Below are 14,281 nucleotides of genomic sequence, written 5' to 3'. Positions count from 1 at the left end.
TCCCCGCGCGGGTGGCGAGCGAATTCGCCGTCGCCAGCCCGACCCCGCTCCGCCGTGGACGACGGGCTGTGCTCGTGGTGACCCCGCTGTGCCGTGACGGTCCTGGTGCTGGCGGTGACCGAGGGTGCTGGTGGTGATCCTGGTGCTGGCGGTGATCGGGTGCAGTCCTGGTGCCCGCGGTGACCGTGGTGCCGGCGGTGACCTGGTGACCGTGGTGCTGGTGGTGATCCTGGTGCTGGTGGTGACCGGCCGGGTGCGCGAACCGCCCTGCTGTGGACAACCGGGCACCGCGAAAGGTGCCAGCAGCTCGGGTTGTCCACAGCCCCCGTCGTCGCCCTACCCCCACGCACCGGGGCTGAGTAGGCTGGCCAGGGGCGCGCCCCCCGGTGGTGGGTGGGGGCATGGGAACGCCCGAGCAGACGCCGAGATCCCGCTCGGCCGGCTCAGCTGCCGCGGCGGTGTCGGCGCACGGTTTCCTCGACCAGGTCCAGCACCGGTTCCAGGTCGTCGGCCGGCAGACCCATCGCCAGGTGGGACACCAGGCCCTCGAGCACCAGTTCCAGGAAGCTGGTCAGCACGTCGATGTCCACGTCGTCGCGCAGCTTGCCGGCCTCGCGCTGGCGCGCCAGCCGCTCCCTGGTCGCCTGGGTGAGCTGCTGGGACCGCTCCGCCCACCGGGCCCGGAACTCCGGGTCGGTGCGCAGCCGCCGGGACACCTCCAGGCGGGTGCCCAGCCAGTCGGCCGGGTGCTCGGCCTCCCGCGGCGGCCGCGGGGACGACAGCAGGTCCCGCATCACCTGCACCAGACCCTGCTCGGCCACGACCTCGGCCATCCGGTGGGCGTCGTCCTCGGCGAGCGCGAGGAACAGCGACTCCTTGTCCCGGAAGTGGTGGAAGATCGCGCCCCGGGACAACCCGGTCGCCTCCTCCAGCCGGCGCACGGTCGCGCCCTCGTAGCCGAAGCGGGCAAAACAGGACCGCGAGCCGTCGAGGATCTGGCGGCGGCGAGCATCGAGGTGGTCCTGACTGACCCTGGGCACAGCGCGATCGTTCCAGCCAAAGACCCTCAGGTCCAATCCGTACGTACGGATTGGACTCCGCGCGCCCACCCGACCGGGGAAACCGGTGCTTCACCCGCCCGCCGCTGCGCCTGGTCCGCAGCCCACCACCAGCGCCGACTGCGACGGCGCGGCCAACAACGACCGGGTCTTCCCCCTCGACGTGAACCGGGCGCGGACCTGAGACCCGAACCGGGCGCGGACCTGAACTGAGCGCGAACACTCGCCCGTCAGGGTGCGACCGACCGGTTCGCCGGGTACCGTCATGCAGCGACTGATCACGGGGAGTGGTCGTTGTGACGCTGCGAGACGTTGTCGCCACCGAACCGGCCCCGGTCCGTCTGCGCTCCCGCGCCGCGGCCGAGGCCTATGTCGCGTCGATCTGCTTCAAACACGGTCCACCACGGCTGTTCGGCGTCGAACTCGAATGGACCGTGCACCACGCCACCGACCCGAGCCGGCCGCTGGAGGCCACCCACCTCGCCGCCGCGCTCGGACCACACGCACCACCCACGCTCAACCCGGACAGCCCGCACCGACCGCTGCCGAGCGGTTCCCCACTCACGGTGGAACCCGGCGGCCAGGTCGAGATCTCACCCCCACCGCGCGCCCACCTCGCCGAGCTGCTGCGCGCCACCGCCGAGGACATCGGCCACGTCACCGACCTGCTCCGCCCGGCCGGCCTGGTGCTGGGCGAGCGCGGGGCCGACGCCCACCGGCCGCCCCGCCGGCTGCTGCGGGTGCCCCGCTACGACGCCATGGAAGCCGCCTTCGACGCGCTCGGCCCGGACGGTCGGCTGATGATGTGCGCCACCGCCGGCCTGCAGGTCTGCGTGGACGCGGGTGAACGCGGCGGGTTCGCCCGGCGCTGGGCCGCGGTGCACGCGCTGGGCCCCGTGCTGGGCGCGCTGTTCGCGAACTCGCCGGGCATCGCCGGGCAGCGCGCCGACTGGGCCTCGGCCCGGCTGCGTGCCTGCTACGGCACTGACCCGGCGCGCAGCCGGCCGTGCGCGGTCACCGCCGACCCGGCGGCCGACTGGGCGCGCCGGGTGCTGGACACCCCGCTGCTGTTACGCCGCCGCCCCGGCGGTGACTGGCGGGTGCCGCGCGGGGTGAGCTTCGCCGACTGGCTGGCCGGCGCGCTGCCCGAGCCACCCACCACCGCCGACCTGGACTACCACCTGACCACGATGTTCCCGCCCGTCCGGCCGCACGGCTACCTGGAGATCCGCTACCTGGACACGCCGCGGCCGGGCCGGTGGGTGGCGCCGGTGGCGCTGCTGGTCGCCCTGCTCGGCACCGAGCAGCGGGTCGACCAGGTGCTGGCCGCCACCGAGCCGGTGGCCCGGCGGTGGCTGCACGCCGCCCGGTTCGGGCTGGCCGACCCGCCCCTGGCCAGGGCCGCCGCCGCCGTGGTCGAGCTGGGCTGTCAGGCGCTGCCCGAGACCGGTATCGGCGCCGCACTGGCCGAGTCCGTGGCCGAGGACCTCAACCGCACACTCGCCACTAGCACCCGATGAGGTGATCCGAGGTGACCAGTACTCACCCGATCCAGCAACTCGACACCGAGCGGCTGCGCCAGCACGTGGCCGACCAGCTGGTCCGCGCCCGGGAGCGCACCGCGCTGCTCACCGACGCGGTGGACGAGCACGACCTGGTGCGCCAGCACTCCCGGCTGATGTCGCCCCTGGTCTGGGACCTCGCCCACGTGGGCAGCCAGGAGGAGCTGTGGCTGGTCCGCGACGTGGGTGGACGCGAGCCGGTGCGCCAGGACATCGACGAACTCTACGACGCGTTCCGCCACGCCAGGGCCGACCGGCCGGCACTGCCCCTGCTCGGGCCGGCCGAGGCGCGCGGCTACGTGCGCCAGGTCCGGGACAAGGCACTGGACGTGCTCGCGGCCAGCGCCCTGTCCGGCCACCGGCTGGTCGACCACGGCTTCGCGTTCGGCATGATCGCCCAGCACGAGCAGCAGCACGACGAGACCATGCTGGCCACCCACCAGCTCCGGTCCGGGCCGCCCGTGCTGCACGCCCCGGACCCGCCGGCCGCCAGCGCCGGCCCGCTGCCGGCCGAGGTGCTGATCCCGGGCGGGGTGTTCACCATGGGCACCTCCACCGAGCCGTGGGCGCTGGACAACGAGCGGCCGGCGCACCAGGTGCACGTGCCCGCGTTCTTCCTGGACACCACACCGGTGACCAACGGGCGGTACCTGGAGTTCATCGACGCCGGCGGCTACGCCGAGCCGAGGTGGTGGAGCCAGGAGGGCTGGGCGCACCGCCAGCGCGCCGACCTGAGCGCGCCCCGGTTCTGGCGGCGGGACGGTTCGGGCTGGCTGCGCACCCGGTTCGGCGTGGTGGAGCCGGTGCCGCCGGACGAGCCCGTGGTGCACGTCTGCTACCACGAGGCCGAGGCGTACGCGCGGTGGGCGGGCCGGCGGCTGCCCACCGAGGCCGAGTGGGAGAAGGCCGCCCGCCACGACCCGGCCACCGGCCGGTCCCGCCGCTACCCCTGGGGGGACACCGACCCCGGGCCGGACCGGGCCAACCTCGGCCAGCGGCACCTGCGGCCGGCGCCGGTCGGCGCCTACCCGCGCGGCGCGTCGCCGCTGGGCGTGCACCAGCTCATCGGTGACGTGTGGGAGTGGACCAGCACCGACTTCCACGGCTACCCGGGCTTCTCGGTGTTCCCCTACCCGGAGTACTCCCAGGTGTTCTTCGGCGGCGAGTACAAGGTGCTGCGCGGCGGCTCGTTCGGCACCGACCAGGTGGCCTGCCGGGGGACGTTCCGCAACTGGGACTTCCCCATCCGCCGGCAGATCTTCGCCGGGTTCCGCACCGCCCGCGACGCCCGGCCCGAGGAGTTGGCCTAGCCGTGTGCCGCCACCTCGGTTACCTGGGCCCGCCCGTGCCCCTGGCCGACCTGCTGCTGAACCACCCGCACTCACTGGAACGCCAGTCCTGGGCGCCCGCGGACATGCGCGGCGGCGGCACCATCAACGCCGACGGCTTCGGCGTCGGCTGGTACGCGCCTGGCCAGCCGGAACCGGCCCGGTACCGGCGGACCGTGCCGATCTGGGCCGACGCCGACCTGCCCCGGCTGGCGCGGGTGATCTCCTCCGGCGCGGTGCTGGCCGCGGTGCGCTCCGGCACGATCGGCATGCCCGTGGTGGAGACCGCGTGCGCGCCGTTCACCGACGGCCCGTGGCTGTTCAGCCACAACGGGGTGGTGGCCGGCTGGCCCGACTCGCTGGCCGGGCTGGCCGCCACCCTGCCCGTCACCGAGCTGCTGAGCCTGGACGCGCCCACCGACTCGGCCCTGCTGTGGGCGCTGGCGCGGCACCGGCTGCGCCGGGGCGACCCACCCGGACAGGTGCTGGCCTGGCTGGTGGAGCGGGTGGCCGAGGACGCCCCGAACTCCCGGCTGAACCTGATGCTCACCGACGGGCACGTGCTGGCCGCCACCGCGTGGACGCACGCCCTGTCCGTGCTGCGCACCCCGGAGGCGGTGGTGGTCGCCTCCGAGCCGTGGGACGACGACCCCGGCTGGCGGGCCGTCGCCGAGGGGCACCTGGTGGTGGCCAGGGCGGGCACGGCCACCGGCGCAGCCACTGTGGACATCGTGCCGATCGGCGTCGACCACACCCAGCGGAGGACCGGATGAGCACACCAGAACCCGTGATCGAGATCCGGCAGCGCGCCGACCAGGTGGCCGCGCTGCTGCGCGCCGACGTCCACACCGGACTCACCAGTCGGCCGAAGTGGTTGCCGCCCAAGTGGTTCTACGACACCCGGGGCAGTGAGCTGTTCGACCAGATCACCGAGCTGCCCGAGTACTACCCGACCAGGGCGGAGCGCTCGGTGCTGGCCGCCGCGGCGGGGGTGATCGCGGCCCGGACCGGCGCGCACACCCTGGTGGAGCTGGGTTCCGGCTCCTCGGCCAAGACCAGGCTGCTGCTGGACGCGCTGCGCGCCGAGGGCACGCTGCGCTGGTTCGTCCCCCTGGACGTGTCCGCCTCGGCGCTGACCGCCTCGGCCGCCGCCATCACCGCCGACTACCCGGGCCTGGCCGTGCACGGGGTGGTGGGCGACTTCACCGAGCACCTCGGGGTGCTGCCCGGCGAGGGCACCCGGATGGTGGCCTTCCTGGGCGGCACCATCGGCAACCTGCTGCCCGACGAGCGGATCAAGTTCCTGCGCTCGGTCCGGGACGTGCTCGCGCCCGGCGAGTGGCTGCTGCTGGGCACCGACCTGGTCAAGGACCCGGGCGTGCTGGTGCGCGCCTACGACGACGCCCGGGGCGTCACCGCCGAGTTCAACCGCAACGTGCTCCGGGTGCTCAACCGGGAACTGGGCGCCACCTTCGAGGTGTCCGCGTTCCAGCACGTCGCGCTGTGGGACGCCGAGCGGGAGTGGATCGAGATGCGGTTGCGCGCCGAGCGGGACATGACGGTCCAGGTGCCCGACCTCGACCTGGTGGTGTCCTTCGACCAGGGGGAGGAGCTGCGCACCGAGATCTCGGCGAAGTTCCGCCGGGAGCGGGTGGCCGCCGAACTCGCCGAGGCCGGGTTCGGGCTGCGCCACTGGTGGACCGATGACCAGCGGCGGTTCGGCGTGTCCCTGGCCCGGGCCGGCGGTTGAGGGCGGCTGGCTGGGCGGCTCTGGTGGCTGAGCCTGGTCGGCTGAGCGCTGGTCGGTTGAGCGCTGGTCGGTTGAGCCTGGTCGGCTGATCGCTGGGCGGGAAAGCGTCGCCCTGGCGGATGCGGACACGCTGCGCGGCTGACAATCTACTTTACGTGACAATTAGGGCGACGAGGATGATGGCGGTGCTGCTGGCCACCGCGCTGACCGCCGGAACCGGCCTGACCGGCCACCCCGCCAGCGCGGCATCCGCCCAGCACGGCCCGGCCACCCCGGCGGCCGCCGAGCCGCTGACCTGGACGCGCTGTCCCGAGGACGTGCTCACCGGCGTTCCCGACGAGCAGCGCGCCCGGCTGAGCTGCGCCACGCTGCCGGTGCCGGTGGACCACGACGACCCGGGGCAGGGCACGATCGGGCTGGCCCTGATGCGCCGCGCCGCCGACGACCCGGCGCACCGCATCGGGTCGCTGGTGCTGAACCCGGGTGGGCCGGGCGGCAGCGGCCTGCGCACGCCCATCTCGGCCGAGGGGGTGCTGCGGCCGGAGGTGCTGGCCCGGTTCGACCTGGTCGGCTTCGACCCGCGCGGGGTGGCGCGCAGCGCGCCACTGCGCTGCTTCACCACGGCCGAGCAGGCCGACGCCGTGCTCGACCGGATGCTGACCGCCCCGCTGAGCTGGCCGGAGATCACCGGCACGGTCGCGGCCAGCCGGGAGTACACCGCGGCGTGCGCCGCCAACGCCGGAGCGCTGATCGCGCACATGACCACCCACGACGTGGCCCGCGACCTCGACCTGATCCGCCAGGCCGTGGGCGACGAGCGGCTGTCCTTCCTCGGCTTCTCCTACGGCACGCTGATCGGCGCCACCTACGCCAACCTCTACCCGGAGCGCACCAGGGCGCTCGTGCTGGACGGCAGCGTCGACCCGGCACTGCGCACCAGCGACGGCGTGACCTACGACCGGCAGCGGGCGCAGGGCTTCGAGATCGCCCTGGACGGCTTCCTCACCCGGTGCGCCCAGGCCGGCCCGGCCTGTGCGTTCAGCGAGGGCAGCCCGCGACAGCGGTTCGACCAGATCCGGGACCGGCTGCGGCGCGGGCCGGTCACCCTGCCCGACGGCAGCCAGATCAGCTTCGCCACCTTCACCGAGCAGGTGGGCGGCAACCTGTACTCGCCGGAGTCCTTCCTCCAGCTGGCCGGCGCCCTGCTCGACCTCTACCTGGTGATCTTCCCCGGCACCGCCACCAGCATGGCGGTGGCCCCGCACGCGGCCAGCCTGTTCACCACGGCCGTGCCCGGTGGCCTGCGCGACCAGCTGCCGCTGGCCGGCGGCGACGCGCCCTACACCGGTGACGACTCCTACTTCGGGGTGAACTGCCTGGACAAGCCGTTCCCCCGGGTGCCGGAGCTGTTCCCCGCGCTGGCCGACCGGTGGGAGCGCGAGTCACCGACCTTCGGCCGCGGCCAGGCGTTCGACCCGCTGCCCTGCGGGAGCTGGCCGGTCGCCCACCCCGACCGCTACCGGGGACCGTGGAACCGGCCGACCGCCACCCCCGTGCTGGTCATCGGCAACTACTACGACCCGGCCACCCGCTACGACTTCGCCCGCCGCATGGTTGCCGAACTGGGCTCGGCCCGGCTGGTCAGCGTGGACGCCTTCGGCCACACCATCCTCGGCGACAGCCAGTGCGTCGACCAGGCTGCCGCCCGCTACCTCACCGACCTGGTCGTGCCGGCCGAGGGACTGGTCTGCCAACCCGACCGACAGCCGTTCGAGTCGGTCACCGGGTGACAGCACAACGGGCCGTCCGTGACCGGACGGCCCGTTGTGTTTTCGGGCCCCGCCGGGGCGGGGCCCGTTGTGCTCACCCGCGCGGGCTCAGCTGCGCACCATCTTGCGCAGCACGTACTGCATGATGCCGCCGTTGCGGTAGTAGTCGGCCTCACCCGGGGTGTCGATGCGCACCACCGCGTCGAACTCGACGGTGCCGCCGTCCTCCTTGGTCGCGGTGACCTTGACGGTGCTCGGGGTCTCGCCGCTGTTCAGCGCGGTGATCCCGGCGATGGCGAAGGTCTCCGTGCCGGTCAGGCCCAGCGACGCCGCGGTCTGGCCCTCGGGGAACTGCAGCGGCAGCACGCCCATGCCGATCAGGTTGGACCGGTGGATGCGCTCGAAGGACTCGGCGATCACCGCGCGCACGCCCAGCAGGGCCGTGCCCTTGGCCGCCCAGTCGCGGGACGAACCCGAGCCGTACTCCTTGCCGGCCAGCACCACCAGCGGCACGCCCGCCTCGGCGTAGGCCACGGACGCGTCGTAGATGGTGGTCTGCTCGCCGCCGGCCAGGAAGTTGCGGGTGTAGCCACCCTGCACGCCGTCCAGCAGCAGGTTGCGCAGCCGGATGTTGGCGAAGGTGCCGCGGATCATCACCTCGTGGTTGCCGCGCCGCGAGCCGTAGGAGTTGAAGTCCTTGCGCTCAACCCCGTGCTCGGTCAGGTACTTGCCGGCGGGCGAGTCGACCTTGATGGCACCGGCCGGGGAGATGTGGTCGGTGGTCACCGAGTCGCCGAGCAGCGCGAGCACCCGGGCACCGGCGATGTCGGTCACCGGGGCCGGCTCCTGCTGCATGCCCTCGAAGTACGGGGGCTTGCGCACGTAGGTGGAGTCCTCGGCCCACTCGAAGGTCTTGCCGGTGGGCGTGGGCAGCGACTGCCAGCGCTGGTCGCCGGCGAACACGTCGGCGTAGTCCTTGCTGAACATCTCCGAGGAGATCGACGAGGCGATCACGTCCTGGATCTCCTGCGGCGACGGCCAGATGTCGGACAGGTAGACCGGCTGGCCGTTGGGGTCGGTGCCCAGCGGCTCGCTGACCAGGTCCCGGTCCATCGAGCCGGCCAGCGCGTACGCCACCACCAGCGGCGGGCTGGCCAGGTAGTTCATCTTGACGTCCGGGTTGATCCGGCCCTCGAAGTTGCGGTTGCCGGACAGCACCGAGACCACGGCCAGGTCGTTCTCCTGCACCGCGGCCGAGATCTCCTCCTGCAGCGGACCGGAGTTGCCGATGCAGGTGGTGCAGCCGTAGCCGACCAGGTGGAAGCCGAGCTTCTCCAGGTAGGGCAGCAGGCCGGCGCGCTCGTAGTAGTCCATGACCACCTTGGAGCCGGGCGCCAGCGTGGTCTTCACCCAGGGCTTGCGCTCCAGACCGCGCTCCACGGCCTTCTTGGCCAGCAGCGCGGCGCCGATCATCACCGACGGGTTGGACGTGTTGGTGCAGGAGGTGATCGCCGCGATCGCCACCGCGCCGTGGTCCAGCTCGAAGGTGTTGCCGTCCACGGTGACCCGGGTCGGCCGGCTCGGCCGGCCCTCGCCGCCCTGCGCGGCCGAGTTGACCACCGCGGGCTTGCCGGCGCCGTTGTCGTCGTGGCCGTAGGCGGGCGCGTCACTGGCCGGGAAGGACTCGGCGGAGGCCTCGTCCACCGGGGAGCCGGTGGTGGACTGCTCGACGTGGTCGGTGACGTAGTCGCCAAGGGCGGCGCGGAACGCCTGCTTGGCCGAGGCCAGCTCGATGCGGTCCTGCGGGCGCTTGGGGCCGGCGATCGACGGGACCACGGTGGCCAGGTCCAGCTCCAGGTGCTCGGAGTAGGCCGGCTCAGCCTCGGGGTCGTGCCACAGGCCCTGCTCCTTGGCGTAGGCCTCGACCAGGGCCAGCTGCTCGGCGGAGCGGCCGGTCAGCTTCAGGTAGTCGATGGTCTCCTGGTCGATCGGGAAGATCGCGCAGGTCGAGCCGAACTCCGGGCTCATGTTGCCGATGGTGGCCCGGTTGGCCAGCGGCACGGCACCCACGCCCGAGCCGTAGAACTCGACGAACTTGCCGACCACGCCGTGCTTGCGCAGCATCTCGGTGATGGTCAGCACCAGGTCGGTGGCGGTGGCGCCGGCGGGCAGCTCGCCGTGCAGCTTGAAGCCGACGACCCGGGGGATCAGCATGGACACCGGCTGGCCGAGCATGGCCGCCTCGGCCTCGATGCCGCCGACGCCCCAGCCGAGCACGCCGATGCCGTTGACCATGGTGGTGTGGCTGTCCGTGCCCACCAGCGTGTCCGGGTAGGCCTGGCCGCCCCTGGTCATCACCACGCGGGCCAGGTGCTCGATGTTCACCTGGTGCACGATGCCGGTGCCCGGCGGGACCACCTTGAACTCGTCGAAGGCGCTCTGGCCCCAGCGCAGGAACTGGTAGCGCTCCTTGTTGCGCTCGTACTCCAGGTCCACGTTGAGTTCGAACGCGTCCGGCCGGCCGAAGATGTCGGCGATCACCGAGTGGTCGATCACCAGCTCGGCCGGGGCCAGCGGGTTCACCTTGGCCGGGTCGCCGCCCAGCTGGGTGACGGCCTCGCGCATGGTCGCCAGGTCCACCACGCACGGCACGCCGGTGAAGTCCTGCATCACCACCCGGGCGGGGGTGAACTGGATCTCGGTGGCTGGCTGGGCGCTGGGGTCCCAGTTGGCGAGCGCGGTGATGTGGTCGGCGGTGATGTTCGCGCCGTCCTCGGTGCGCAGCAGGTTTTCCAGCAGGATCTTCAGGCTGTACGGCAGGCGCTCGGCACCCTTGACCGCGTTGAGGCGGAACACCTCGTAGGAGGCGTCACCCACTGTCAACGTGGACCGGGCGCCGAAGCTGTCCTTGCTCGCTGGTGCAGTCACGTCCAACTCCATGTAGCGACGGCGTCGTCCCTGGCTCTCGGCTGGCTCTCACCAGCCGATCCGCGCAAGTCAGTCAGTTCGGTTCGGGAAGGGCCGCGTGGCAACCCCACTGGCCGAGTCTCGCGCACTCGCGCCCGGTGCGCAGACAGGGCCCTCTGCCCTAAACAGTACGCGTGTCCTATATATGGGTTCAAGCGACCTTGGATCACATCATGAGAAGGATCGACCAGCATCTGGGAGGAGCTGGCTGTGGCCGGTCACCGGACACCCGTGCCCGGCGAGCACACCGGCTCCGGAACGGGCCGTGACTCAGCGCGCCGCGGCCACCTCGCACCGCCGGTCCGCCGCCCGGCCGCGCCGGACCAGCGACAGCACGGCGGCCAGCCCGACCAGCCCGGCCAGCGCGTAGGAGTTGCCGACCACCGACTCAAGCGGGGTCCAGGCCAGCTCGGCGTGGCCGCCACCCGGCACCAGCCACCAGCACCAGCCGGTGAACACCACGCCCAGCGCGGCCAGCGCCAGCACCGGCGGCCAGCGCCGCGCCACCGGAGCCGCGGCCAGCAGTGGGCGGGCCAGCAGTGGGCGGGCCAGCCAACACCCGAGCGGCACCACCCACACCCAGTGGTGGGTCCAGGAGACCGGGCTGACCAGCAGGCCGCAGCCCGCGGTGACCAGCAGCGCGGCCAGCGGATCCAGCGGCGCCGCCGCCCGCCACCGCCCGGACACCACCAGCGCGCCCACGGCCAGCACCCCCACACCCAGCGCCCCGGACAGCACCAGCGCCCAGTCCGCCCCGCCGGCCAACCGGTGCACCAGCCCGTTGAGCGACTGGTTGCCCCAGTACGCGTTGTCGCCCGGCCGGCTCGGGTCGAGCACCACCACCGTCCAGTACCGCAGCGAATCCCCCGGCAGCAGCACCCCGCCCACCGCGTGGCACAGGCCGAAGGCGGCCAGGGCCCGGCCGGCGTCCGCGCGTCGCCCGGTCAACCACAGGTGCCCGACGAAGACCAGCGGGGTGAGCTTGACCGCGGCGGCCAGCCCGGTCAGCAGCCCGGCGCCCCGACTGCCCCGCAGGACCAGCACATCCACCACGACCAGGGCCAGCAGCACCAGGTTGACCTGCCCGAAACCCAGCGTGCGCCACACCGGCTCGGCGGCCAGCCCGGCGCCGACCACCACTGCCCACCCCCACCAGCGCAGCCGGTGGCCGGCCGGACCCAGCGCCACCCGGACGACGGTGCCCAGCGCCAGCAGCGAGAACACGCCGAGCAGCCCCCACACCAGCGGACCGGGCAGCACCGCGAACGGACCGAACAGCAGGGCCGCCACCGGCGGGTAGGTGAACAGCAGCCCGCCGGTCGCCTCGGGCAGCGGCCCGTACAGCGGCTCGCCCCGCCACATCGCCAGCGCGCCGGCCCGGTAGACGGAACTGTCCGTGCCCACGGCCACGCCGCCGACCCAGTACACCAGCGCCAGCACCGCGACCCCCGCGGCCAGCGCCAGCACAGCACCGGGCGGCCGGAGCGCGGCCGGCGGCCCCTGGCGGGTGGCCGGGCGGGACAAGGTCGGTGACAACCACGGCATGGGTCTGCGTTCCTCGCGCTCATCAGCGGAAACCAACTCCGGAGGTGTCCGGTGTGGACACGCGATGACGCTAGGAATTCCCGGGTCCGACCACGTCGTGCCGAGGTGGTGTCTTCACCTGCTCCCCGGGTAGCACCCACGCCGCCGTGCTACCCGGGTACTACGCGGCCGGGCTACTCGCCGGGCACGACCAGCCCGGCCTCGTAGGCGAGCACCACGGCCTGGGCGCGGTCGCGCAGCCCCAGCTTGGTGAGCACCCGGCTGACGTGGGTCTTGGCGGTCTGCTCGGCGATCACCAGCACCGCGGCGATCTCCGCGTTGGACAGGCCCCTGGCCACCAGCCGCAGCACCTCGCGCTCCCGCGGCGTGAGCTGGGCCAGCCCGTGGTGGTCGGGGCGGTGGGGCAGCCGGTCGGCGAACTCGGCGATCAGCCGGCGGGTCACCGACGGCGCGAACAGCGCGTTGCCCGCGGCCACCAGGCGCACCGCGTTGACCAGGTCGGCCAGGGGCGAGTCCTTGAGCAGGAACCCGCTGGCGCCCGCGCGCAGCGCCCGGTACACGTAGTCGTCCAGGTCGAAGGTGGTCAGCACGAGCACCCGGGGCGCGTGGTTCCCCGTGGCCGCGGTCAGGATCCGCTGGGTGGCCGTCAACCCGTCCAGCACCGGCATGCGCACGTCCATCAACACGACGTCGGGCCGCAGCCGACCGGCCGCCTCGACCGCCTCCGCCCCGGTGCTGGCCTCACCGACCACCTCGATGTCGGGTTGCGCGGCCAGCACCGCGCGGAAGCTCTCCCGAACCATGGTCTGGTCGTCCACGATCAACACGGTGGTGCTGATGTCCCTACCCGCCTTCACTGCCGCTGTCGACTGGCTCAGCGTCGAATTGTGCCGGGACGGCCAGGGGCAGGCTCGCCTGCACGGTGAACCCGCCCTCGGGCGTGGGGCCGCCGGTGCCGAGCGTGCCGCCGAGCATGCTGACCCGTTCCCGCATGCCGATCAGGCCGTGCCCCGGCCGGTCCTGGCCGGGTGCGGCCGGGGCCGGTGGCTGGGTTGGGGGCCCGTTGCGCACCCTGATCAGCAGCTCGCCCCGGTGCACGCGCAGTTCCACGTGGACGGTGGCGCCCGGCGCGTGCTTGACCGCGTTGCTCAACGCCTCCTGCACGATCCGGTAGGTGGTCAGGCCGACGGCGGTGGGCAGCGGCGTCCGTCCCAAGTGGATGGCCGTGGTGATCGGCGTGCCGGCGGCGCGCAGCCGGTGGACGAGTTCCTCGACCTGGGCCACTCCGGGCTGGGGCGCGGTGTCCACCGCCTCGCCCTCGGCGCGCAGCACCCCGAGCAGCCGCCGCATCTCGCCGAGCCCTTCCCTGGCCAGCTCGTTGAGTTCGACGAACTCGGCGCGCACCGGCGCGGACAGCCCGGGCAGCCGGTAGGGCGCGGAGTCCGCGCGCAGCGCCAGCACGGTCATGTGGTGGGCGACCACGTCGTGCAGCTCCCTGGCGATGCGGGCGCGCTCCTCCAACACGGCCCGGCGGGTGCCCTCCGCAGCGCTGATCCTGGCCTGCTCCCGACGACTGGCCAGGGCCACGCGCCGCAGTCGCACGGTGTTGCCGGCCAACATCACCACGCTGACCAGCAGCTCGCCCGGGGTGCGCACCGGCCAGTAGGCCCACGCGTGCACGATGGCGACGCTGAGCAGCCACACCCACACCTGAACCGACAAGCCGTGCCGGAGCGACACCAGGAAGACGACCGCGACCGCGGTCGCGATCAGACCGGGGGACCACGGTGGCACCCCGTCCCACGGGAAGCGGGGCACGATCAGCGGGGTGGTCAACCCCAGCACGGCGACCACCCGCCAGGCGAGCAGGGGACTGCGCCAGGCGAGCAGCACCGGCACCCCGCCCAGCACCGCGAACACCCAGGCGGCCGTGTGGCCGGTGCGGGACATGGCCGGGAACAGCGACCACACCGAGGCGGCGGTGAGCCCGGCGGATTCGGGGAAGTGGTCGATGCGGGAGAGGGTGGGTACCAGCGACCACACGACGACCACCACGGCCGCCGCCAGCACCACCGTGCGCACCGCCCATGACGGGCGCAGCAAGCCGACCAGCACCAGGAGCCCGGCCAGACCGACCGTGGCCGTGGCGTCCGGCGCGAAGGGCGGGTAGGCGCTGAACGCGGGCAGCAGGGCGCCGAAGGTGGCCACGGCGGTCGCCAGCACGAGTGCGCTCGGTGGCAGCCAGGAGGGCTGGCCCCGCGGTGCTCGCGCTGGCGATGACCCCGTCACCAGGACGAACAAC

General features: G+C 73.3%; 10 protein-coding genes. 5 read left to right on the top strand and 5 right to left on the bottom strand.

Features of this window, described 5'->3' with window-relative positions; all coding sequences use genetic code 11:
* Positions 1–443: 443 nt before the first annotated feature.
* Positions 444–1,040, bottom strand: a complete 597-nt coding sequence (locus LX83_RS03275; protein WP_253766762.1) for a TetR/AcrR family transcriptional regulator — start codon at positions 1,038–1,040, stop codon at positions 444–446.
* A gap of 314 nt (positions 1,041–1,354) precedes the next feature.
* On the opposite strand from LX83_RS03275, the gene LX83_RS03270 reads away from it, so the two are divergent.
* From LX83_RS03270 to LX83_RS03250, 5 genes are all read left to right on the top strand, one after another.
* Complete coding sequence (locus LX83_RS03270) at positions 1,355–2,578, top strand: glutamate-cysteine ligase family protein (protein ID WP_407649462.1); 1,224 nt, start codon at positions 1,355–1,357, stop codon at positions 2,576–2,578.
* 29 nt (positions 2,579–2,607) lie between these two features.
* Positions 2,608–3,930 (top strand): ergothioneine biosynthesis protein EgtB, encoded by a 1,323-nt coding sequence (gene egtB, locus LX83_RS03265; protein ID WP_407649469.1) that lies wholly within the window; start codon positions 2,608–2,610, stop codon positions 3,928–3,930.
* Between the two features lie 2 nt (positions 3,931–3,932).
* A complete protein-coding gene (egtC, locus tag LX83_RS03260) occupies positions 3,933–4,721 on the top strand; it encodes an ergothioneine biosynthesis protein EgtC (RefSeq protein WP_253766758.1) in 789 nt (262 codons plus the stop codon).
* Positions 4,718–5,698 (top strand): L-histidine N(alpha)-methyltransferase, encoded by a 981-nt coding sequence (egtD, locus tag LX83_RS03255; RefSeq protein ID WP_253766755.1) that lies wholly within the window; start codon positions 4,718–4,720, stop codon positions 5,696–5,698. The genes egtC and egtD overlap by 4 nt, the downstream gene beginning before the upstream one ends.
* Positions 5,699–5,874: 176 nt before the next feature.
* Complete coding sequence (locus LX83_RS03250) at positions 5,875–7,488, top strand: alpha/beta hydrolase (protein WP_253767008.1); 1,614 nt, start codon at positions 5,875–5,877, stop codon at positions 7,486–7,488.
* An 87-nt stretch (positions 7,489–7,575) separates the two neighbouring features.
* Here the strand turns inward: LX83_RS03250 and LX83_RS03245 are convergent, their stop codons facing one another.
* The 4 genes from LX83_RS03245 to LX83_RS03230 all read right to left on the bottom strand — a co-directional run bounded on the left by LX83_RS03245 (position 7,576) and on the right by LX83_RS03230 (position 14,202).
* Complete coding sequence (locus LX83_RS03245) at positions 7,576–10,407, bottom strand: aconitate hydratase (RefSeq protein ID WP_253766753.1); 2,832 nt, start codon at positions 10,405–10,407, stop codon at positions 7,576–7,578.
* A 297-nt stretch (positions 10,408–10,704) separates the two neighbouring features.
* Positions 10,705–11,979 carry a glycosyltransferase 87 family protein gene (locus LX83_RS03240; protein ID WP_253766751.1) on the bottom strand — a complete coding sequence of 425 codons (1,275 nt, stop codon included), beginning with the start codon at positions 11,977–11,979 and terminating at the stop codon, positions 10,705–10,707.
* Between the two features lie 173 nt (positions 11,980–12,152).
* A complete protein-coding gene (locus LX83_RS03235) occupies positions 12,153–12,806 on the bottom strand; it encodes a response regulator (RefSeq protein ID WP_407649461.1) in 654 nt (217 codons plus the stop codon).
* Positions 12,807–12,822: 16 nt separating this feature from the next.
* A complete protein-coding gene (locus LX83_RS03230) occupies positions 12,823–14,202 on the bottom strand; it encodes a sensor histidine kinase (protein WP_253766749.1) in 1,380 nt (459 codons plus the stop codon).
* Positions 14,203–14,281: the final 79 nt, after the last annotated feature.

The sequence above is a fragment of the Goodfellowiella coeruleoviolacea genome, assembly GCF_024171785.1.
In the GTDB taxonomy this organism is placed as follows: Bacteria; Actinomycetota; Actinomycetes; order Mycobacteriales; family Pseudonocardiaceae; genus Goodfellowiella; species Goodfellowiella coeruleoviolacea.
Note: the sequence above shows the minus strand (reverse complement) of the source record. Positions and strands in the feature narration are given on the sequence as shown.